This is a genomic window from Streptococcus sp. 5905, assembly GCF_013276505.1.
GTDB lineage: Bacteria > Bacillota > Bacilli > Lactobacillales > Streptococcaceae > Streptococcus.
The window spans coordinates 149974-171992 of the sequence record NZ_VMLC01000001.1; the positions used below are offsets into that span (position 1 = coordinate 149974).

17 protein-coding genes are annotated in these 22019 nt (G+C 43.1%); 15 read left to right on the top strand and 2 right to left on the bottom strand.

The window, feature by feature from the left end; genetic code table 11:
* Positions 1-2: 2 nt before the first annotated feature.
* The 14 genes from HT680_RS00715 (at position 3) to HT680_RS00780 (ending at position 17087) form a co-directional block, all read left to right on the top strand.
* Complete coding sequence (locus HT680_RS00715) at positions 3-1100, top strand: nucleotidyltransferase (protein ID WP_173257497.1); 1098 nt, start codon at positions 3-5, stop codon at positions 1098-1100.
* Between the two features lie 202 nt (positions 1101-1302).
* A complete protein-coding gene (locus HT680_RS00720; protein WP_173257499.1) occupies positions 1303-3054 on the top strand; it encodes a P-loop NTPase fold protein in 1752 nt (583 codons plus the stop codon).
* A gap of 96 nt (positions 3055-3150) precedes the next feature.
* Positions 3151-4764 carry a ribonuclease Y gene (locus HT680_RS00725; RefSeq protein ID WP_000404957.1) on the top strand — a complete coding sequence of 538 codons (1614 nt, stop codon included), beginning with the start codon at positions 3151-3153 and terminating at the stop codon, positions 4762-4764.
* A 134-nt stretch (positions 4765-4898) separates the two neighbouring features.
* Positions 4899-5525 (top strand): guanylate kinase, encoded by a 627-nt coding sequence (gene gmk, locus HT680_RS00730; RefSeq protein ID WP_000775041.1) that lies wholly within the window; start codon positions 4899-4901, stop codon positions 5523-5525.
* A 24-nt stretch (positions 5526-5549) separates the two neighbouring features.
* Complete coding sequence (gene rpoZ, locus HT680_RS00735) at positions 5550-5864, top strand: DNA-directed RNA polymerase subunit omega (RefSeq protein ID WP_002875802.1); 315 nt, start codon at positions 5550-5552, stop codon at positions 5862-5864.
* 65 nt (positions 5865-5929) lie between these two features.
* A complete protein-coding gene (locus HT680_RS00740; RefSeq protein WP_173257501.1) occupies positions 5930-8326 on the top strand; it encodes a primosomal protein N' in 2397 nt (798 codons plus the stop codon).
* Between the two features lie 12 nt (positions 8327-8338).
* A complete protein-coding gene (fmt, locus tag HT680_RS00745; protein ID WP_173257503.1) occupies positions 8339-9274 on the top strand; it encodes a methionyl-tRNA formyltransferase in 936 nt (311 codons plus the stop codon).
* On the top strand, positions 9267-10580 hold the full coding sequence (gene rsmB / locus HT680_RS00750; protein WP_173257505.1) for a 16S rRNA (cytosine(967)-C(5))-methyltransferase RsmB: 1314 nt from the start codon (positions 9267-9269) through the stop codon (positions 10578-10580). Before fmt ends, rsmB begins: the two co-directional genes overlap by 8 nt.
* 15 nt (positions 10581-10595) lie before the next feature.
* On the top strand, positions 10596-11336 hold the full coding sequence (locus HT680_RS00755) for a Stp1/IreP family PP2C-type Ser/Thr phosphatase (RefSeq protein ID WP_084946411.1): 741 nt from the start codon (positions 10596-10598) through the stop codon (positions 11334-11336).
* The gene (gene pknB, locus HT680_RS00760) at positions 11333-13219 is read left to right on the top strand and encodes a Stk1 family PASTA domain-containing Ser/Thr kinase (RefSeq protein WP_173257507.1); all 1887 of its coding nucleotides are present in this window, start codon (positions 11333-11335) and stop codon (positions 13217-13219) included. Before HT680_RS00755 ends, pknB begins: the two co-directional genes overlap by 4 nt.
* Before the next feature lie 87 nt (positions 13220-13306).
* Positions 13307-14065, top strand: coding sequence for a threonine/serine exporter family protein (locus tag HT680_RS00765; RefSeq protein WP_000344526.1), 759 nt, complete (start codon positions 13307-13309; stop codon positions 14063-14065).
* A gap of 1 nt (position 14066) precedes the next feature.
* Positions 14067-14522, top strand: coding sequence for a threonine/serine exporter family protein (locus tag HT680_RS00770; protein WP_000176909.1), 456 nt, complete (start codon positions 14067-14069; stop codon positions 14520-14522).
* Positions 14523-14640: 118 nt separating this feature from the next.
* Positions 14641-15813 carry a hydroxymethylglutaryl-CoA synthase gene (locus HT680_RS00775; protein ID WP_173257509.1) on the top strand — a complete coding sequence of 391 codons (1173 nt, stop codon included), beginning with the start codon at positions 14641-14643 and terminating at the stop codon, positions 15811-15813.
* Positions 15813-17087 carry a hydroxymethylglutaryl-CoA reductase, degradative gene (locus tag HT680_RS00780; RefSeq protein WP_173257511.1) on the top strand — a complete coding sequence of 425 codons (1275 nt, stop codon included), beginning with the start codon at positions 15813-15815 and terminating at the stop codon, positions 17085-17087. Before HT680_RS00775 ends, HT680_RS00780 begins: the two co-directional genes overlap by 1 nt.
* Before the next feature lie 149 nt (positions 17088-17236).
* Here HT680_RS00780 and HT680_RS00785 read toward each other — a convergent pair whose 3' ends face one another.
* Positions 17237-18202, bottom strand: coding sequence for a LacI family DNA-binding transcriptional regulator (locus HT680_RS00785; RefSeq protein WP_173257513.1), 966 nt, complete (start codon positions 18200-18202; stop codon positions 17237-17239).
* A complete protein-coding gene (locus HT680_RS00790) occupies positions 18183-19637 on the bottom strand; it encodes a sucrose-6-phosphate hydrolase (protein ID WP_173257515.1) in 1455 nt (484 codons plus the stop codon). The genes HT680_RS00785 and HT680_RS00790 overlap by 20 nt, the downstream gene beginning before the upstream one ends.
* A 379-nt stretch (positions 19638-20016) precedes the next feature.
* Between HT680_RS00790 and HT680_RS00795 the strand changes: the two genes are divergently transcribed.
* The gene (locus HT680_RS00795; RefSeq protein WP_173257517.1) at positions 20017-21903 is read left to right on the top strand and encodes a sucrose-specific PTS transporter subunit IIBC; all 1887 of its coding nucleotides are present in this window, start codon (positions 20017-20019) and stop codon (positions 21901-21903) included.
* Positions 21904-22019: the final 116 nt, after the last annotated feature.

Here is a 22019-nt window from a genome sequence, read left to right on the forward strand (position 1 = left end):
TCATGACCATCACAGGTATTATCGCGGAGTTCAATCCTTTTCATAATGGGCACAAATACCTACTGGATCAGGCAGAGGGACTGAAAATCGTTGCCATGTCTGGGAATTTCATGCAGCGTGGAGAGCCTGCTATCGTGGACAAGTGGACACGGACCCAGATGGCGCTTGAAAATGGAGCGGATCTGGTAGTGGAATTGCCCTTTTTAGTCAGTGTTCAGGCGGCGGATTTCTTCGGTCAAGGGGCTGTGGATATCTTGGCTCGGTTAGGCATTGATAGGCTAGCTTTTGGAACAGAGGAACTTCTGGATTACCAGAAAATTGCTGACTTATACACAGAGAAAGGTACCGAGATGGAGAATTTTGTGGAAAATCTGCCTGATGCCCTCTCTTATCCTCAGAAAACCCAAGCCATGTGGAAGGAGTTTGCTGGTCTTGATTTTTCAGGCAACACGCCTAATCATGTTCTAGCTCTTGCTTACGCCAAAGCCGTTGCAGGACGAAACATCAAGCTTCAGTCGATTCAGCGTCAGGGAGCTGGCTATCATTCTGTGGACAAGGATGTGGACTTTGCCTCGGCGACAGCCCTCCGTCAGCACCTATCAGACCAAGATTTCTTAGAACGCTTTATGCCTTCGGTTGCCCTCTTTGAGCAGGCTAGTAAGGTGAGCTGGGATGATTATTTTCCCTTGCTCCGCTATCAAATCTTGTCCAATCCAGACCTAACCACCATCTATCAGGTCAATCAAGAAATGGCAGTGCGTATCAGGGATGCCATCAAGACAGTCCAGTCTGTTGACGAATTGGTCGAGGCGGTTGCGACCAAGCGTTACACCAAGGCGCGTGTCAGACGCCTCTTGACCTATATCTTGGTGCAGGCCAGAGAAAGCGACTTGCCAGAAGGCATCCATGTCCTTGGCTTTACCGAAAAAGGCAGACAACATCTCAAGTCTCTGAAAGAGCAGGTCCATTTAGTCAGCCGAATTGGCAAAGAACCTTGGGATACCATGACTCAAAAGGCAGATCAGATTTACCAACTAGGACAGCCAAGTATCTCTGAGCAGAATTTCGGCAGAGTGCCTATCAAAATCGAATCAAACTAAGTCTACTGAAAGGTGGACTTTTTTATTTTAGAAATTTTAGATAGCAAATTGAAGATAAAGTCTTTGGAAAATGATAGACTTCCTAAGTTAAAAAATCAGTGAAAAATTATTAGTATAATAACTAGATTCTTGTCCCTTGAATCCGCTTTATAACTCTTATTTTGTGGTATAATCATGATAATATAGATTAAAAGGGGTATATATGAAAAATATAATGACGAGGATTCTTAATTTTTTTCTGAATTTCAAACCATTGAAATATTTATTGAAAAGGCCATCATGGAGTAGTAATGTTAGAATTGTAGAATGGTACAAAATATTTATAGCCAGTATATGGGTACTGTATCTTGCACTTGAGATTGAACAATTTAAACGCTTTGCTTTACCTATCTATAAATTTGTATCTAATTATAATTTTTTAAAAGATATTATTTCAATATTGTATGAGAATCGTGTAATAATATTGTTAGCACTGACTATACCAACAATACTGTTCTTGTTTTTAGACATAATTTTTAAAATAGTTAGTTATAAGAAACTGGACCCAGATCTATTTCCAGAATATGACTTGAAGGGCTATCCTTATCAAGCTCATCTGGTGGAGTTTTTAAATAGTTCAGACTCTATTCATAATGTTTTCTGGCTGGATGGTTCTTGGGGGAGTGGGAAAACATTTTTTATAAAGACGTTTTTTGAAAATCAAATTTACAAAAAGAAAGAAATCTACTATATTTCCTGCTTTGGGATAAAAACAAGAGAGCAAGCCGAGAAAATATTGATCAATGAAATAGAAAAACAATCCATACTCGGAAATTTGGACTTTATTCCACTTGTTGGAGGAGTTTTTAAATGGTTTTTTAAAACAGTTGGAACAGATTTGATGAAGCGAGATTCTATCATTATTTTTGATGATTTTGAACGGGTCTCATATGCAGAAACATCAGATAACCCTTCAGATTATAATGATTTATTAGGTTATATTGACTATCTTTCTGAGAATAAAAGGTTTAAAATTATTGTAATTTTAAATAGTGAGGAAATAAAATCAACAAAGAAAAATCTAATTGATAATAAATTTAAGCTAAATCATAATCAAATGGTATCTACAGAAGAAGTTATTGATAACATTTTGAGAAAAAGTAAGCTGAAGGATGATAGTTTTGGGAAGATTTTAGCGATAATTTATAAAATTTATTATGTAGATATAGATGAGAGAGTTGCACAGAGTAAAAACGAAGATTCAAAAGTAAAAAAACCAAGTTTGAGAGTATTTCAGCAATCATTAGAAGAACTTTCAAATATAATTGAGAGTGATTATAGAGCGAATAAACTTCCACCATATTCTAGTGGAAAGATATCAAATTATATCGTTGATTGCATGAATGAACGCATAGGAACTGATAGTATTCTAGTATCATTTTTTAAATTTTATATCACTTATGAAGGAAATTATAAAATAGATGAGTGGTACAAGTTCTATGAGTCAGGTGCATATTTTCATTTTGAGATGTTAGAGAAGATTGTAAGTTTAAGTTTTGTGCATGCTTCACTTACTGCAGAGGAAGAAATATATCCTGAAATTATTTATATTTTCGGACTTAAATATTATTTTAAATTGTTATCGTGTCTCTGGGAAGCAAGACTAAGGAATCTGTTTATAATAGACAAAAATGTTTATTTTAAAGAATGTAAATCTTCTAGCTTTGATAAAGAGGAGTGTCTAGTTGAAATTTATTATGATATTTTGAACAATAGAATAAAAGACAATTATCAAATGAATGACTTAGACTTAAATGAATTGGAAGAAATAAAATATCAGAATTTTATCAAATATTGCCTGCCTATGGAGTTAAATAAACAAATTAAAATTAATCATATTCCATTAGATGAATTAATACAAGAGAGTTTTGAAATAAATAGATCTTTGTCTGAACTTCAAGCTAAATTTCTATAGTTCATATTCTATTTTGGGTTTGTGAAAATCGGTTTTTTATGATAGAATATTAAGGAATGTATGTCATTCGATAAACAAATTTAATGAGGTAAAAACATGGAAATCATGACACTTGCGATTGCTGTTTTTGCCGTCATCATTGGTTTAGTCATTGGATATGTCAGCATCTCAGCTAAGATGAAATCATCTCAAGAGGCTGCAGAGTTGATGCTTCTAAATGCTGAACAAGAAGCAACTAATTTACGAGGACAAGCTGAGCGCGAAGCGGATTTATTACTAAATGAAGCTAAGAGCGAAAGCAAGTCTCTTAAAAAAGAAGCACTATTGGAGGCCAAAGAGGAAGCCAGAAAATACCGTGAAGAAGTGGACGCTGAATTTAAGTCAGAACGTCAGGAGCTCAAGCAAATTGAAAGTCGTTTGACGGAGAGAGCTACGAGCCTTGACCGTAAGGACGACAATTTGACGAACAAAGAAAAAACACTTGAACAAAAAGAACAAAGTATTTCTGATAGAGCAAAAAACCTTGATGCACGTGAAGAGCAATTAGAGGAAGTCGAAAGACAAAAAGAAGCTGAACTTGAGCGTATCGGTTCCCTTTCCCAAACTGAGGCTCGAGATATTATCTTGGCTCAGACAGAGGAAAATTTGAGCAAGGAAATTGCTAGCCGCATTCGTGAGGCTGAGCAAGAAGTGAAGGAACGTTCAGACAAGATCGCTAAAGATATCTTGGTTCAGGCTATGCAACGTATCGCTGGTGACTATGTAGCAGAGTCAACAAACTCTACAGTTCACCTACCAGATGATACCATGAAGGGACGTATTATCGGTCGTGAAGGGCGAAATATTCGTACCTTTGAAAGTTTGACAGGGGTCGATGTGATCATCGACGATACGCCAGAAGTGGTAACCTTGTCAGGGTTTGATCCGATTCGTCGTGAAATTGCTCGTATGACCATGGAAATGTTGCTCAAGGATGGTCGTATCCACCCAGCTCGTATCGAGGAGTTGGTGGAGAAAAACCGTCAAGAGATTGACAATAAAATCCGTGAATATGGTGAGGCTGCTGCCTATGAGATTGGTGCGCCAAACCTTCATCCAGACTTGATGAAGATCATGGGACGCTTGCAGTTCCGTACTTCATATGGACAAAATGTCTTGCGTCATTCGATTGAGGTTGCTAAGTTATCTGGTATCATCGCCAGTGAACTTGGTGAAAATGCAGCTCTTGCCCGTCGTGCTGGATTCCTTCATGACATCGGGAAGGCTATTGACCGCGAGGTTGAAGGTAGCCACGTTGAGATTGGTACAGAATTGGCTCGTAAGTACAAGGAACACCCCGTTGTGGTGAATACCATTGCTAGCCACCACGGCGATGTCGAAGCCGAAAGCGTCATTGCAGTGATCGTTGCTGCAGCAGATGCCTTGAGTGCAGCGCGTCCAGGTGCTCGTAGTGAATCTCTTGAAAGCTACATCAAACGTCTCCATGATTTGGAAGAAATCGCCAATGGCTTTGAAGGAGTGCAAAATAGCTTTGCCCTTCAAGCAGGACGTGAAATCCGTATCATGGTAAATCCAGGACAAATCAAAGACGACAAAGTCACAATCTTGGCTCACAAAGTTCGTGAGAAAATTGAAAATAATCTCGATTACCCAGGAAATATCAAGGTAACCGTGATCCGCGAACTACGTGCAGTAGATTATGCTAAATAAATAAGAAAGAGCAGTTGAAAAATTACTGCTTTTTTGTTACACTAGATAGAAAGACTGTAGAAGGATAACTGACGCTATCATCACTATCCGAGAGAAATTTTACTTTATTTCACAGACTAACTAAAGGAGACATAATGGCAGACCGAGGCTTGCTAATCGTTTTTTCTGGTCCTTCAGGAGTTGGGAAAGGAACGGTTAGAAGAGAGATTTTTGAGAGTTCTGAGAATCAATTTCAATACTCTGTATCGATGACGACGCGTGCGCAACGTCCTGGTGAAGTGGACGGAGTGGACTATTTCTTCCGTACTCGTGAAGAGTTTGAAGAGCTGATCCGTCAAGGTCAGATGTTGGAATATGCAGAATATGTCGGTAACTACTATGGAACTCCTCTGACCTATGTCAACGAAACCCTAGATAAGGGAATCGATGTCTTTCTTGAGATTGAAGTCCAAGGAGCTCTTCAGGTTAAGAAAAAGGTTCCAGATGCTGTCTTTATCTTTCTAACACCACCAGATTTGGATGAATTGCAAGATCGTTTGGTAGGTCGTGGAACAGATAGTGCGGAAGTGATTGCCCAACGAATCGAAAAAGCCAAGGAAGAAATTGCTCTCATGCGTGAGTATGATTATGCCATCGTCAACGATCAGGTGCCCCTCGCTGCTGAACGTGTCAAGCGTGTGATCGAAGCAGAACACTTCCGTGTGGACCGTGTCATTGGTCACTACCAGGAGATGTTGCCAAAATCTCCAACCACTCGATAAACTATAGGAAATAGGTACAAGCAAATGATGTTAAAACCCTCTATCGATACCTTGCTGGACAAGGTACCATCAAAATATTCACTCGTAATCTTGGAAGCAAAACGTGCCCACGAACTAGAAGCAGGTGCGCCAGCAACTCAAGAGTTTAAGTCTGAAAAATCAACTCTTCGCGCTTTGGAGGAAATCGAGTCAGGAAATGTAACCATTCACCCAGATCCAGAAGGAAAACGTGAAGCGGTTCGTCTCCGTATCGAAGAAGAAAAACGCCGCAGAGAAGAAGAAGAAAAGAAAATCAAAGAGCAAATCGCTAAAGAAAAAGAAGATGGTGAAAAAATTTAAGGTTGGGGGGACTCAATCTTATTTTTTCTATTGCAAGAATTTACTGACAAGAAGGAGGTGAGAAGATGGCTATCGCAAAGATTATCGTGGATGTTCCCCTGATGCAGACAGACCAGCCTTATAGTTATAAGGTCCCTGAAGAATTTGTAGAGATGCTGGAAGTCGGTATGCGGGTTCATGTCCCCTTCGGCAAGGGAAATCGTTTGATCCAAGGGATTGTTCTTGGTTTGGAGTCCCAGTCGGATGAAGAGGTGGCTGACCAGGACTTGAAAGAGATTGCAGAGGTGCTGGACTTTTCCCCTGTTCTCACTCAAGAGCAACTCTGGTTGGCTGAGGAGCTACGCAAGTCCGTCTTTTCTTACAAAATCTCCATTCTAAAAGCCATGTTGCCGGGATTTTTAAACTCTAGCTATGATAAGATTCTCTATCCTCTGGAAGACCTGAGTCAGGCAGACCGAGAGCGTCTGTTTGGTTCAGAAGAGTCGCTAGCCTTTTCTTCTCTAGATTTGGCCAAACAGGCAGAAATGATGCGTTTGACGAGAAAAGGTCTGCTCCGATTAGAATACCAGGCAGTCGATCAAAAGAAAGTCAAAACCAAGTCTTGGTATGAGGTTGATGCTACTCGACTAGAGCAGATTGGGATTTCAACGCGTGCTAAGAAAAAGGCAGAGCTGAGAGACTATCTGCTGTCTCATCCCGAAAGTGCTCCTCTGGCTAGCTTGTTAGAATCCTACTCACGCGAGCAAGTCAACTTTTTTGTAGATCAAGGAGCTCTAACCCTAGTCCAAATGGAAGTCCAACGCTCGGCTGCTTATTTTGAAGGGATTAAAGCAAGTACACCTTTAGAGTTGAATCCTGAACAAAGACAGGCGCGTGATGCCGTTGTTAGTGCTATTGGCAGTCAACAGCCTCCTTTTCTCCTTCAAGGAATTACAGGAAGTGGAAAGACAGAAGTTTACTTACAGATCATCCAAGGAGCCTTGGACAAGGGTAAGACGGCTATTTTACTGGTACCTGAGATTTCTCTGACGCCACAAATGACGGAGCGTTTCATTGCTCGTTTCGGCGAGAAAGTAGCCATTCTCCACTCAGGCCTGTCCAATGGTGAGAAGTACGATGAATGGCGCAAGGTTGAGCGTGGCGATGCCCAAGTTGTCGTTGGTGCTCGATCAGCCATCTTTGCTCCTTTGAAAAATCTGGGTGTCATGATTATCGATGAAGAGCATGAAGCTAGCTACAAACAAGACAGCAATCCCCGTTATCATGCTAGAGAGGTCGCCATTCTACGGGCCCAGTACAATCAAGCAGCCCTGATCCTTGGCTCAGCGACACCGAGCTTAGAGAGCCGTGCGCGGGCTGGAAAAGGTGTCTATCAACACTTACGTCTGACCCAACGGGCCAATCCTTTAGCCACTATTCCTGAGGTTCAAGTGATTGACTTTCGGGACTATATCGGGCAGAATGAGACGTCAAACTTTACGTCTCCTTTGCTAGAGGCCATTCAAGATCGCCTGGATAAAAAAGAGCAGGTGGTCCTCATGCTCAACCGTCGGGGTTATTCTAGCTTTGTTATGTGTCGGGAGTGTGGGACGGTAGATAGCTGTCCCAACTGTGATATTTCTCTGACTCTTCACATGGATACCAAGACCCTGAACTGCCATTACTGTGGCTTTTCGAAGGGGATTCCTCATGTCTGTCCCAACTGTCAGAGTCGCAGTATTCGTTACTACGGGACAGGTACTCAGAAAGCCTACGATGAGCTAGCAGAGCTCTTTCCTCAGGCTCGCATTCTGCGGATGGATGTGGATACGACTCGCAAGAAAGGTAGTCACCAAGCTCTTCTTGACCAGTTTGGGCGAGGGGAGGCAGATATCTTGCTGGGAACTCAGATGATTGCCAAGGGCTTGGATTTTCCAAATGTGACCCTAGTCGGAGTGCTCAATGCGGATACTGCCTTGAACTTGCCTGATTTCCGTTCTTCTGAGAGAACCTTCCAGCTCTTAACTCAGGTGGCTGGTCGTGCAGGTCGTGCAGAAAAGGCTGGGCAGGTCTTGATCCAGTCTTACAATCCTGAGCATTATGCCATTCGTTTTGCCAAAGATCAGGACTATGAAGGTTTTTATGCTTATGAAATGAGTATCAGACGCCAACTTGGCTATCCGCCTTATTATTTCACTATTGGGATTACCCTCTCTCACAAGAAAGAAGAAGAGGTTGTCAAACGAGCCTATGAAGTTATGGGAATTTTGCGCTCAGGTTTATCGGAAACTAGTAAAATCCTTGGACCAACGCCAAAACCCATCGCCCGCACCCACAACCTTTATCATTACCAGATTTTGATTAAATACCGTTTAGAAGATGAGCTGGGTCCAACCCTCAATCAGGTTTTGGCCTTGACTCAAGAACGGGACAATAGCGAGCTTCGTCTCAGTATTGATCACGAACCGCAGCAATTTTTATAAGAAGGAGAAGAAATGACAAAACTAATCTTTATGGGGACACCTGAATTTTCAGCGACAGTTTTGAAGGGGTTGTTATCAGATGACCGTTACGAGATTCTAGCTGTTGTGACTCAGCCAGACCGCGCTGTCGGCCGTAAAAAAGTCATCCAAGAAACCCCAGTTAAGCAGGCTGCAAAAGAAGCAGGCCTTCCTATCTACCAGCCTGAAAAATTATCTGGAAGTCCAGAGATGGAAGCCATTATGAAGCTAGGAGCTGATGGGATTATCACTGCTGCTTTTGGGCAGTTTCTCCCAAGCAAACTTCTTGATAGCATGGACTTTGCAGTCAATGTTCACGCTTCCCTTCTTCCCAAACACCGTGGTGGAGCTCCCATTCATTATGCCTTGATTCAAGGGGATGAGGAAGCTGGTGTGACCATTATGGAAATGGTCAAGGAAATGGATGCAGGAGATATGATTTCTCGTCGTAGCATTCCTATCACAGATGAGGACAATGTCGGAACCTTATTTGAGAAATTAGCCATTGTTGGTCGTGACTTGCTTTTGGACACCCTGCCTGGCTATATTGCTGGGGAGATTAAACCTGTGCCTCAGGACCCAAGCCAGGTCACTTTCTCGCCAAATATCAAACCAGAGGAAGAAAAGTTGGACTGGAATAAGACTAACCGTCAACTCTTTAACCAAATCCGAGGGATGAATCCATGGCCTGTTGCCCATACTTTTCTCAAGGGAGACCGCTTTAAGATCTATGAAGCCCTACCTGTAGAAGGTCAGGGAAATCCAGGTGAGATTCTCTCTATCGGCAAGAAAGAATTGATCGTCGCAACGGCTGAAGGAGCTTTATCTCTCAAGCAGATTCAGCCAGCTGGTAAGCCTAAGATGGATATCGCTTCCTTCCTCAACGGAGTGGGACGGACATTGACAGTAGGAGAACGATTTGGTGACTAAAGTAGAAACGGCTAGAAGTCTCGCCCTAGCAGTGCTAGAGGATGTTCTAGTCAACCAAGCATATTCGAATATCGCTTTAAACAAACACCTCAAGGGGAGTCAACTCTCAGCAGCAGATAAGGGTTTGGTGACAGAGATTGTCTACGGAACGGTAGCCCGCAAACTCACTCTGGAATGGTACCTGTCCCACTTTATCGAAGACCGGGATAAGCTAGATAGCTGGCTCTATATCCTGCTTCTTCTGAGCGCCTACCAACTTCGGTATCTGGATAAGGTTCCCAATCACGCAGTGGTCAATGAAGCGGTGGAACTAGCCAAAGCCCGTAAAAAAGGCAGTGAAAAACTGGTCAACGCCGTCCTTCGTCGTATTTTGCGAGAAGGCTGGCCAGATATTGACAGCATTAAGCGAAAAAATAAGCGTGATTCCATTTCCTATTCTCTCCCAGTTTGGCTAGTGTCTAAGCTTAAGGAAGAATACGGCGAAGAGCGAGCACAAGCCATCTTTGAAAGCCTCTTGGTGCGTAACAAAGCCAGCATTCGGGTGACCGACTTGAGTCGAAAAGAGGAAATCAAAGCCTTGTTGGAGGCGACTGATTCCCCTTTGGCAGCTACTGGGCTTGTTAAGGAGCAAGGGCACTTTGCAGGCCATGATTTGTTCGCAGAAGGGGCCATTACCATCCAAGACGAGTCCAGTCAACTGGTTGCTCCGACTCTTGATCTACAAGGTGATGAACAGGTCCTGGATGCCTGTGCCGCTCCGGGTGGGAAAACAGCCCATATGGCTTCTTACCTCACATCCGGTAAGGTGACAGCTTTGGACCTTTATGATCACAAGTTGGACTTGATCCAAGAAAACGCCCAACGTTTGGGGGTAGCAGATCGAGTGCAAACGCAAAAATTGGACGCCAGAAAAGTTCATGAGTTTTTCGATCGTGACTCGTTTGACAAGATTTTAGTGGATGCTCCTTGTTCTGGGATTGGCCTCTTGCGTCGCAAACCAGATATCAAATACAATAAAGAAACGGCGGATTTCGCATCATTACAGCAAATTCAGCTGGAAATACTAGGTAGTGTTTGTCAAACCTTACGAAAAGGTGGTATAATAACGTATAGTACCTGCACTATCGTCTCAGAGGAAAACTTTCACGTCGTTGAGGCATTTTTAGAAAGTCACCCCGAGTTTGAGCAGGTTAAACTAGAACATGAATGCAAGGATATTTTGAAGGACGGCTGTATCTTGATCACTCCTGAATTGTACGGAAGTGATGGATTCTTTATCAGCCAATTCCGCAAGATATCTGATTAGGAAGGAACTGACACAATGGAAATAGCATTATTAACAGATGTTGGTCAGAAACGAACAAATAACCAAGACTATGTCAATCACTTTGTCAACCGAGCAGGACGTACCATGATCCTCTTGGCTGATGGGATGGGAGGACACCGTGCAGGCAATATCGCTAGTGAGATGGCGGTAACAGACCTGGGCGTGGCTTGGGTTGATACCCAAATCGACACCGTCAATGAGGTCCGTGAATGGTTTGCCCACTATCTGGAACTTGAAAATCAAAAAATTCATCAGATGGGGAAAGACGAAGCCTATAAGGGGATGGGAACAACACTTGAAGCAGTAGCCATTATTGGAAATCAAGCTATTTATGCCCATATCGGTGATTCTCGTATCGGTTTGATCCGTGGTGAAGATTATCGCCAGCTCACAAGTGATCATTCTTTGGTTAATGCTCTGCTAAAGGCTGGCCAGCTAACTCCAGAGGAGGCAGAAATTCATCCGCAGAAAAATATCATTACCCAATCCATTGGGCAAAAAGATGAAATTCAACCAGATTTTGGCATGGTTAGCCTAGAGTCAGGAGACTACCTCTTGCTCAACAGTGACGGCTTGACCAATATGATCTCAGGAAGCGATATCTACGATATTGTAACAAGTGATATTTCCTTGGCAGACAAGGCGGCAACTTTGATTCGTTTTGCCAACAATGCAGGTGGTTTAGACAATATCACGGTTGCCCTTGTTCACATGAATGAGGAGGAAGTAGAATGATCCAGATCGGCAAGATTTTTGCCGGACGATATCGGATTATCAAACAGATTGGTCGAGGAGGCATGGCGGATGTTTACTTGGCCAAGGATTTGATCCTAGACGGGGAAGAAGTGGCGGTTAAGGTCCTGAGGACTAACTATCAGACGGATCCGATTGCTGTGGCACGTTTTCAACGTGAAGCGAGAGCCATGGCGGATCTGGATCATCCCCATATCGTTCGAATAACAGATATCGGTGAGGAAGACGGTCAGCAGTATCTAGCTATGGAATATGTGGCAGGGCTTGACCTCAAACGTTATATCAAAGAACACTCCCCTCTCTCAAATGAAGAAGCCGTCCGTATTATGGGACAAATTCTCTTGGCTATGCGTCTGGCGCATACGAGAGGAATTATCCACCGAGATTTGAAACCTCAAAATATCCTATTGACACCAGATGGAACTGCCAAAGTTACAGACTTTGGGATTGCCGTGGCTTTTGCAGAGACCAGTCTGACACAGACTAACTCCATGCTCGGTTCAGTCCACTATCTCTCACCTGAGCAGGCCCGTGGTTCCAAGGCAACTGTGCAGAGTGACATCTATGCTATGGGGATTATTTTCTATGAGATGTTGACAGGACATATCCCTTATGATGGGGATAGTGCAGTGACTATTGCCCTCCAGCATTTCCAAAAACCACTTCCATCTGTTATTGCTGAGAATCCAGCAGTACCACAAGCTTTAGAAAATGTCGTTATCAAGGCAACGGCCAAGAAATTAACAGATCGCTATCAGTCTGTATCAGAAATGTATGTGGACTTGTCGAGTTGTTTGTCTCACAATCGTAGGAGAGAACCAAAGCTAGTCTTTGATGAGGCAAGCAAGGTTGATACCAAGACCTTGCCTAAAGTTCCACAAAGCACTCTGACCTCTATTCCGAAGGCTAAGCCACAATTAGAGCGACCTCAATCAAAACAGCAGACTCAGCAGGTGGTAGATGAAGCACCAGTACCAAAACCAGCGAAAAAACGGAAGTTTAAAGCTCGCTATATGATTTTACTGGCCAGTGCCTTGCTAGTTGCAGCCTCTTTGATTTGGATCTTCTCCCGAACTCCAGCGACTATTGCTATTCCAGATGTATCGGGACAGACAGTTGCTGAAGCTAAAGAGACACTGAAGAAAGCTAATTTTGAAGTAGGTGAAGAAAAGACCGAGGCCAGCGACACAGTAGCCGAAGGTCGCGTCATTCGAACAGATCCAGAAGCTAGAAGCGGTCGAAAAGAAGGAAGCAAAGTAAATCTAATCGTTTCATCAGGTAAGCAATCCTTCCAACTAAGTAACTATGTAGGACGTAAGTCCTCGGATGTTGTCGCAGAGCTCAAAGAGAAAAAGGTTCCAGAAAATCTTATCAAGATCGAGGAAGAGGAATCTAGCGAAAGCGATCCAGGAACAGTCATTAGGCAAACCCCAGCTGCAGGAAGTACTTACGATCTCACGAAAGCCAGCACGATTACCTTAACAGTTGCTAAGAAGGTAACCAGCGTTTCGATGCCAAGTTACATTGGTTCAAGTCTCGAATTTACTAAGAACAATTTGACTCAGATTGTTGGTGTAAAAGAGGCTAATATCGAAGTTGTGGAAGTATCAACTGCTCCTGAAGGAACTACTGCAGGAACAGTTGTTAGTCAGGACCCTAAACCTGGAGAAAAGGTAGATCTCAATAAAACACGTGTTAAGATTTCTATTTATAAACCAAAACCACTTCCTTCTTCATCAAGTTCGTCTCAACACGGAAATCCAGGAACAGACACGACGCCTTCACAGAGTAACAATCAAGGTAGCAACCCTACAACAACGGATTCTTCAGATGGCGGTAGAACGTCAAGCAATGAACGAAATTAACCCAATCTTTGTCATGATTTCATGACAAAGATTTTTTTTCATGAACTTTTGTGATAGAATAAAGGGAGTAGAAAATAGGAGTAGAAAATGGACGAATCAAAAGAGTTAAATGCTGTCATTGATGTGATTATGCTAGCTGGAACCATTCTCTTGAAAAGTGGTTCGGAGATTCATCGAGTTGAGGACACCATGATTCGCATTGCCCATTCACAGGGAATAGTGGATTGCAATGTTCTTGCCATGCCCGCAGCTATTTTCTTTTCGATTGAAAACACCAATATTTCTCGGATGAAACGGGTGACGTCATCCTCCTATAACATCGAAAAAGTCTGTGATGTCAACCAAGTATCACGAGAACTTGTGGGTGGCCAGATTGATCTTTCTACAGCTTTTAAAAAGCTGAAGGAAATCAGAAATCAAGCTCTTCCTTATAGCAAGCTTCAAGTGACTGTAGCAGCAACCCTCAGTGCCCCTTTCTTCTCGATTATGTTTGGCGGCAATGTCTATGATGCTTTTGGAGCAGGCGTTGCGACTTTGTTTGGTTTTGCCTTCTCTCTCTATGTCGAGAAGTTTATCCGAATTCCTTTTGTAACAGCTTTTGCGGGTGCCTTTGTTTTTGGCTTGATTGCCCAGTTCTGGGCTCGCTATACTGGATTTCCTTCGACGGCAGACCTGATCATAGCAGGAGCCGTCATGCCCTTTGTTCCAGGGATTGCTCTGACAAATGCGGTTCGGGATATCATGACCAACCATATCAACTCTGGTATGAGCAAGATGTTTGAATCCCTGCTCATTACCCTCGCTTTAGGGGCCGGCACATCTGTCGCCCTGGTTTTGATGACATAAGATGACTCTAACAAGTATTTTACTCCAAGCAGTGGCGAGTTTGCTCGCCATTATCACCTTTCTAATCGTACTAAATGTCCAGCGTTCCATGCTCTTGCCTGGTGGTGTTCTGGGAATGGGTGTCTGGCTCCTCTATCTCGTACTCAAAGAACCGACCAATGTTATTGTTGCGACCTTTATCGCAGCAGTAATTGGCTCTTGCATCAGTCAGATTTTAAGTATTGTCTATAAGACACCAGCGGTGGTCTTTGTCTTGGCCATTCTTGCCCCCTTGGTGCCAGGTTATTTATCCTATCGAACGACAGCTTTCTTTGTGACAGGAGATTACAGCCATGCTATTGCCAGCGCGACTTTGGTGGTTATGTTAGCTCTTGTTATTTCTATTGGAATGGCAAGTGGAACAGTAATTCTAAAGCTATATTACTATATCCGAAAACAACGAGGAATCTCTTCCTAATGCAGTCAAAGCAAAGACTTGATTTGTTGAATCAAGTCTTTTTTCTCTCTTTTGTCCCTATTTGTGATAAAATAGAATGAAACGATTTTTTACAATGAATGAAAAAACAGAGGTAAATATGACAATCGGTATTGATAAGATTGGTTTTGCGACCAGTCAATATGTCTTGAAATTACAAGACTTAGCAGAAGCGAGGGGAGTTGACCCCGAAAAATTTAGCAAGGGACTCTTGTTAAATGAAATTAGTATTGCGCCACTGACTGAGGACATTGTTACCTTGGCAGCTAGTGCAAGCAACTCTATTTTAACAGACAAAGAAAAAGAAGAAATCGATATGGTCATCGTGGCGACCGAGTCAGGGATTGACCAGAGTAAGGCAGCGGCAGTCTTTGTTCATGGCCTATTAGGCATTCAGCCTTTCGCCCGTAGCTTTGAAATCAAAGAAGCCTGCTATGGAGCAACAGCTGCCCTCCATTATGCCAAGTTGCATGTGGAAAATTCTCCAGAGTCCAAGGTTTTGGTCATCGCCAGTGATATTGCCAAGTATGGTGTGGGAACTCCTGGTGAACCAACTCAGGGTGCTGGAAGTGTGGCGATGTTGATTACTCAAAATCCGCGTATCATGGCCTTTAACAATGATAACGTTGCCCAAACGCGAGACATCATGGATTTCTGGCGTCCGAACTATTCAAGCACTCCTTATGTAAACGGCATGTACTCGACCCAACAGTATCTTGATTGCCTGACAACGACTTGGGATGAATACAAGAAACGCTACGATTGGACTATGGATGACTTTGCGGCTATCTGCTTCCACTTGCCTTATCCTAAGTTGGCCCTAAAAGGATTGCGCAAGATGATGGACAAAACTTTGTCTAAAGAAAAACAGGATAGTTTGCAAGAAAACTTTGATAAGTCCATTCTCTACAGTCAGATGATTGGAAATATCTACACAGGTTCCCTCTTCCTCGGGCTCCTCTCTCTTTTGGAAAATGCAGAGACTTTGAAGGCTGGAGATAAAATTGCCCTCTACAGTTACGGAAGTGGAGCTGTTTCAGAGTTCTTTAGTGGAGAGCTGGTAGAAGGTTATGAAACTTACCTTGATAAGGATCGCTTGAGCAAACTCAAACAACGTACAGCATTGTCTGTTGCAGACTATGAAAAAGTCTTCTTCGAAGAATTGCAGTTGGATGAATCTGGTTCAGCCCGATTTGCAGGCTATGAACATCAAGACTATGCCTTGGTTGAAATTGTCGACCACCAACGCCGTTATAGCAAGGTTGAAAAATAATGAAGATAAGTTGGAATGGATTTTCTAAAAAATCATACCATGAGCGCCTTGAGTTATTGCGAGCTCAGGCGCTCCTTAGTCCTGAAAAGCAAACAAGTCTGGAGCAAGATGAACAAGTCAGCTTGGCTGTTGCAGACCAGCTGAGTGAGAATGTGGTGGGAACTTTTTCTCTGCCTTATTCTATCGTTCCAGAGCTTTTGGTGAACGGTCAGAACTACACAGTTCCCTATGTGACAGAAGAACCCTCAGTAGTTGCTGCGGCCAGCTATGCCAGCAAAATCATCAAGCGAGCAGGTGGCTTTACTGCTCAAGTACATGAGCGCCAGATGATTGGTCAGGTAGCTCTTTACCACGTTGCTGATCCTGAACAAGCGCAAGTGAAGATTGCCAGCAAGAAAGCGGAGCTCTTGGAACTTGCCAATCAAGCCTATCCTTCTATCGTCAAACGTGGTGGTGGGGCGCGTGATTTGCATGTAGAGCAGATCAAAGGAGAAACAGACTTTCTCGTTGTCTATCTCCATGTTGATACCCAAGAAGCCATGGGAGCCAATATGCTCAACACCATGCTGGAAGCCTTGAAACCAGTCTTAGAAGAACTCAGTCAGGGACAGAGTCTCATGGGTATTTTGTCCAACTATGCGACCGATTCTCTGGTGACTGCAAGCTGTCGTATCGCCTTTCGCTACTTGAGTCCTCAAAGGGATCAAGGACGAGAAATTGCGGAGAAAATAGCCTTGGCTAGTCAGTTTGCGCAGACAGACCCTTACCGAGCAGCTACCCATAATAAAGGGATTTTTAATGGTATTGATGCTATTTTAATCGCCACTGGTAATGACTGGCGTGCCATCGAAGCTGGGGCTCATGCCTTTGCCAGTCGAGATGGGCACTATCAAGGTCTTAGTCAATGGACGATGGACATGGAAAGAGAAGAATTAGTCGGTGAGATGCCCCTGCCCATGCCTGTAGCTACTAAGGGTGGCTCTATCGGTCTCAATCCTCGTGTAGCCCTCAGTCATGAACTACTAGGAAATCCTTCTGCCAAGGAATTAGCTCAGATTATCGTGTCCATCGGTCTTGCCCAAAACTTTGCAGCCCTCAAAGCCTTGGTGAGTACAGGAATCCAGCAAGGTCACATGAAATTACAGGCCAAATCCCTAGCTCTCCTAGCAGGTGCTAGTGAGTCCGAAGTTGCTCCCCTAGTAGAGCGCCTTATTGCAGATAAAACCTTTAACTTAGAGACAGCCCAGCGCTATCTCGAAAACTTAAGATCATAAAAACTCAGACAAATCAGTCTGAGTTTTCTTGTGTTTATAGTCAATGAAAATCAAAAAGCAAACTAGGAAGCTAGCTGCAGGCTGCTCAAAACACTGTTTTGAGGTTGCAGATGGAAGCTGACGTGGTTTGAAGAGATTTTCGAAGAGTATTAAATACTTTTTCCAGGTAATAGGGTGACTGGTAAGAAGTAACCAGTTGTCGTAACTTCCTTGCCTTCAATCTTCTGCAAGAGAAGATCGACAGTGAGTTGGGCAATCTCTTTCATAGGTTGCTTAATCGTTGTCAAATGAGGATAATAGTTCTCGATAAAGTAAGTTCCATCATAGCCGATGACCTTGAGCTCTTCAGGAACAGAAATTCCTAGTTCTTGAGCAATTTTAATGACCAGAATAGCTGTCAAATCATCCGAAGCAAAAATCGCATCTGGTTTCTGATGGGTCAAGATATTCTTGATTTCCATTTCTTTTCGGACGGGAGAAAAGTCACTCGAAACATTGATAATAGGCGCTTTCGGGAGAACAGAGGCAAATCCAGCATGGCGCAGTCCAGTTGGTGAGTTAGAGTTGTCATTTCCTGTAATCATGATGATAGACTGAGCTCCTGTCTTAACCAGAGTTTGGGCTGCGAGAACCCCGCCACCGTAGTTATCAGAGGAGACGACAGGGATGTCAGGTGATAGATTTCGGTCAAAGGAAATAATCGGTGCCGTCACACGATTGTAGTCTTCGATTCCCAAGTTGTGACTTCCAGAAATGATACCGTCTACCTGATTGGCCTCCAGCATTTCAATGTACTCCCGTTCTTTTTCAGAGTCGTGTTCGCTGTTGCAGATGATGGTCTTGTAGCCATTTTTGAAGAGTTGGTGTTCCAACTTGTCAATCAACTCCGCATAAAAGACATGACTGATGTTTGGAAAAATAAGTCCAATCAACTTGGCAGATTTTCCTTGGAGGCTTCGAGCCAGATTATTGGGTTTGTAGCCCAATTCTCGCATGGCTTCATTTACCTTTTGAATGGTTTTCTCAGATAGATACCCCTTTTTATTGATGACCCGTGAGACGGTAGTGGGGCTGACGCCTGCAAGTTTTGCGACATCAGTTAGTTTTGCGACCATAATCTAATTCATAGTAAGTTCCGGTTGGGTTTCCAGACTTGATCAGGATACCATTTTGGTCCGCATGTGGGAAGACACGACCAGAAAATACTTTTTCTCCTTTATTGATGAAAATTTCAAAGACTGACTTGTCGATGAAGATAGTGGCAGTAGTAGCTTGGTTATCAATAGGGCAAGAACGAGTCGTACCAAATTCTTGGGCGTACTGTTCACCAGCCTGACTACGATCTACTGTCACCTGTCCATTGACAAGGTCAAAGTTGATTGAAAGCCCCTTGCCTTCTTTATCAGCGAGCAAGACAATCTCGCTTTGGCTATTGGCCTCCAAGTTGAGCTCGAGTTCATAGGTGTTATTGATTTGAGTACGATTTGAGAAGACCTCTTCAGAAGCACGAAGTTCTTTGACGGCTGAGACAGGATATTGGTAGAGTTTGCCATCTTTGATAGTGAGTTCTTTGACCAATGAGAAGGTTCCTTGGTGGTCAAAACGGTCAGATGGGTAGGAAACATCTGGTAACCCAAGCCAACTTACTGCTAGTGCACGTCCATCTGGAGCGTTGAAAGCTTGAGTTGCATAGGCTTCAAAGCCGTAGTCTAGGTTGTGAAGGGGTGACACATCCTCCATTTTGGCATTTTCAGGATCAAAGGATGCCCCGATTTTGTACATGTTTGGATAGATATTATCATAGTCTAGAACACCCTTATCCAATCCTTGTGGGCAGTAGAGAAGGACAGGTTGCTCACCTACAAAGACCAGATTTGGGCATTCCATCATGTAGGCAGTGCGGTCGTTAGCAAAGTCAAAGTCGCCAACTGCTTGCCAGTTTGTGTAGTCATTGTCTACAGCCTTGTAGAGGCGGACGAAGCCTTTTTTCTCCAAGTCCTGTCCACCGACGATAGCATAATATTGGCCCTTAAAGTTAAAAATTTGCGGGTCGCGGAAGTGGTCAGTAGAGTCTGATGGCTGGTCAATCAAGACCTTGTCAATCTTTGTAATCTTGCCATCTTTATCCATCAAAGCACCAATCTGGTAAGGGTGACGGATCCAGTTTTCATCACGGACATTTCCAGTATAAAATAGGAACAACTGATCGCCGAACTGCATGGCAGAACCAGAGTAGGCACCGTGGCTATCTAATGGAGTATCTGGCAAAACTTTGACTCCAGTTTCTGTAAAGTGCACTAAATCATCACTTTCAAGCTGTACCCAAGATTTCAACCCATGGGCTGCACCAAAGGGGAAGTTCTGGTAAAAGAGAATCCATTTGCCATCAAAATAAGAAAAGCCATTTGGATCATTGAGAAGCCCCATTTTAGGCTCGACATGGTAACGAGTATGCCAAGGAGATTGTGCCATCTTTTCCTTGATTTGCTTGATTTCATCATTAGACCAGTCTTCATAGCGTCTGTAACGGCGCTCAGTTGTCCATTCCATTTTATCTTTCCTCCATAAGTTCTATTCTATTATTAATAGTAAACGTTTTCGACAAAAAAAGCAAGCCTTTTATGTTAAAAAAGAGAAAAAAATGTCAAACGATTGCCAGAAACTAAGCGAAGGAAATCTGGCAAATTTTCACGAAAAAATGAAAGAAAATATAAATAAAAAGCTTTGATTCCTCTAATATAAAGATATTTTTTTGAGGAAAAAGAAAATATCCCTCAAAAACGAGCAAAAATAATCAGAGAAAAAAGAAAGGAAATAAAAATTTCTGCAAAACGCTTGACATATTTTAGAAACATGATAAAATAATAGTCGTAGGGCGAATAAAATCGCTTTCAAACAAGAACAAAATTTTATAAGGAGATTTTTGCAAATGAACAATCAGGATATTGCAAAAAAGGTCATCGAAGCCCTTGGCGGACGTGAAAATGTCAACAGTGTTGCCCACTGTGCGACCCGTCTACGTGTCATGGTCAAAGATGAAGGGAAAATCAATAAGGAAGTGATTGAGAACTTGGATAAAGTTCAAGGAGCTTTCTTTAACTCAGGTCAATACCAAATTATCTTTGGTACTGGTACAGTAAACAAGATGTACGACGAAGTCGTTGCGCTTGGTTTGCCAACATCTTCTAAAGAAGACATGAAAGCAGAAGCTGCTAAACAAGGAAATTGGTTCCAACGTGCTATCCGTACTTTCGGTGACGTTTTCGTGCCAATCATCCCAGTTATCGTAGCAACTGGTCTCTTCATGGGTGTTCGTGGTCTCTTGAATGCTCTTGGAATGACACTTCCAGAAGATGTTACCATTTACAGCCAAATCCTCACAGATACAGCCTTCATCATCTTGCCAGGTTTGGTTGTATGGTCAACCTTCCGCGTATTCGGTGGAAATCCAGCTGTTGGTATCGTCCTTGGTATGATGCTGGTTTCTGGTTCACTTCCAAACGCTTGGGCAGTAGCATCAGGTGGTGAAGTAACAGCTATGAACTTCTTTGGTTTCATTCCTGTTGTTGGTTTGCAAGGTTCCGTTCTTCCAGCCTTCATTATCGGGGTGGTCGGAGCCAAGTTTGAAAAAGCTCTCCGCAAAGTGGTTCCAGATGTCTTGGATCTCTTGGTGACACCGTTCGTGACACTTTTGGTCATGTCTATCCTTGGACTCTTTGTCATCGGACCTGTCTTCCACGTTGTTGAAAACTACATCCTTTTCGGAACAAAAGCAATTCTTGGCTTGCCATTTGGTCTTGGTGGTTTGGTCATCGGTGGAGTTCACCAATTGATCGTCGTATCAGGTGTGCACCACATCTTCAACTTGCTTGAAGTGCAATTGCTTGCTGCTGACCATGTGAACCCATTTAACGCTATTATCACTGCAGCGATGACAGCTCAAGGGGCTGCAACTGTTGCCGTTGGTGTTAAAACGAAGAATCCTAAACTAAAAACACTTGCTTTCCCAGCTGCTCTTTCTGCCTTCCTCGGTATTACAGAGCCTGCTATCTTCGGGGTAAACTTGCGCTTCCGTAAACCATTCTTCCTTTCATTGATCGCTGGTGCTATCGGTGGTGGATTGGCTTCAATCCTTGGACTTGCTGGTACTGGTAATGGTATCACCATCATCCCTGGTACAATGCTGTACGTTGGTAACGGTCAATTGCTTCAATACCTTCTTATGGTAGCTGTATCATTCGTTCTTGGTTTCGCCCTTACTTACATGTTTGGTTACGAAGACGAAGAAGAAGTTGCTACTGAAGTAGCGACAGAACGTTTGGTCCAAGAAGAAACAACTGGTAACATTCCAGTAGCTCCTCAAAACGAAACAATCCAAACTCCTATCGTTGGTGATGTCGTAGCGCTTGCTGATGTCAATGACCCAGTCTTCTCAAGTGGTGCAATGGGACAAGGGATCGCTGTCAAACCAAGCCAAGGTGTGGTTTACGCTCCAGCTGATGCAGAAGTCTCTATCGCATTTCCAACAGGTCACGCCTTTGGTTTGAAGACAGCCAATGGAGCTGAAATCTTGATCCACGTTGGTATCGACACTGTATCTATGAACGGTGAAGGTTTTGAACAAAAGGTTGCTCAAGGCGACAAGGTCAAAGCTGGAGACGTTCTTGGAACTTTTGACTCAAACAAAATCGCTGCCGCAGGTCTTGACGACACAACAATGGTTATCGTGACCAACACAGCAGACTACGCTTCTGTGACACCAGTCGCAAGCGGTTCAGTTGTCAAGGGTGACGCTATCATCGAAGTGAAAGCCTAGTCCTCTTCGAAAATCAAATCTAAAAACAAAACGAACAAATGTCATGTTTGTTCGTTTTTACTTGGATGGTAAGATTTACAGAGGAAAATCTAAAATATTGAGAAATCTAGCCCTTT

Bases quoted from the DNA above. Each gene is read 5' to 3' on its own strand.
- HT680_RS00755 (WP_084946411.1), top strand. From the start codon at position 10,596: ATGGAAATAGCATTATTAACAGATGTTGGTCAGAAACGAACAAATAAC.
- pknB (WP_173257507.1), top strand. From the start codon at position 11,333: ATGATCCAGATCGGCAAGATTTTTGCCGGACGATATCGGATTATCAAA.
- rpoZ (WP_002875802.1), top strand. From the start codon at position 5,550: ATGATGTTAAAACCCTCTATCGATACCTTGCTGGACAAGGTACCATCA.
- HT680_RS00775 (WP_173257509.1), top strand. From the start codon at position 14,641: ATGACAATCGGTATTGATAAGATTGGTTTTGCGACCAGTCAATATGTC.
- HT680_RS00765 (WP_000344526.1), top strand. From the start codon at position 13,307: ATGGACGAATCAAAAGAGTTAAATGCTGTCATTGATGTGATTATGCTA.
- HT680_RS00740 (WP_173257501.1), top strand. From the start codon at position 5,930: ATGGCTATCGCAAAGATTATCGTGGATGTTCCCCTGATGCAGACAGAC.
- HT680_RS00785 (WP_173257513.1), bottom strand. From the start codon at position 18,202: ATGGTCGCAAAACTAACTGATGTCGCAAAACTTGCAGGCGTCAGCCCC.
- HT680_RS00780 (WP_173257511.1), top strand. From the start codon at position 15,813: ATGAAGATAAGTTGGAATGGATTTTCTAAAAAATCATACCATGAGCGC.
- HT680_RS00715 (WP_173257497.1), top strand. From the start codon at position 3: ATGACCATCACAGGTATTATCGCGGAGTTCAATCCTTTTCATAATGGG.
- HT680_RS00725 (WP_000404957.1), top strand. From the start codon at position 3,151: ATGGAAATCATGACACTTGCGATTGCTGTTTTTGCCGTCATCATTGGT.
- HT680_RS00770 (WP_000176909.1), top strand. From the start codon at position 14,067: ATGACTCTAACAAGTATTTTACTCCAAGCAGTGGCGAGTTTGCTCGCC.
- gmk (WP_000775041.1), top strand. From the start codon at position 4,899: ATGGCAGACCGAGGCTTGCTAATCGTTTTTTCTGGTCCTTCAGGAGTT.
- HT680_RS00720 (WP_173257499.1), top strand. From the start codon at position 1,303: ATGAAAAATATAATGACGAGGATTCTTAATTTTTTTCTGAATTTCAAA.
- fmt (WP_173257503.1), top strand. From the start codon at position 8,339: ATGACAAAACTAATCTTTATGGGGACACCTGAATTTTCAGCGACAGTT.
- HT680_RS00790 (WP_173257515.1), bottom strand. From the start codon at position 19,637: ATGGAATGGACAACTGAGCGCCGTTACAGACGCTATGAAGACTGGTCT.
- HT680_RS00795 (WP_173257517.1), top strand. From the start codon at position 20,017: ATGAACAATCAGGATATTGCAAAAAAGGTCATCGAAGCCCTTGGCGGA.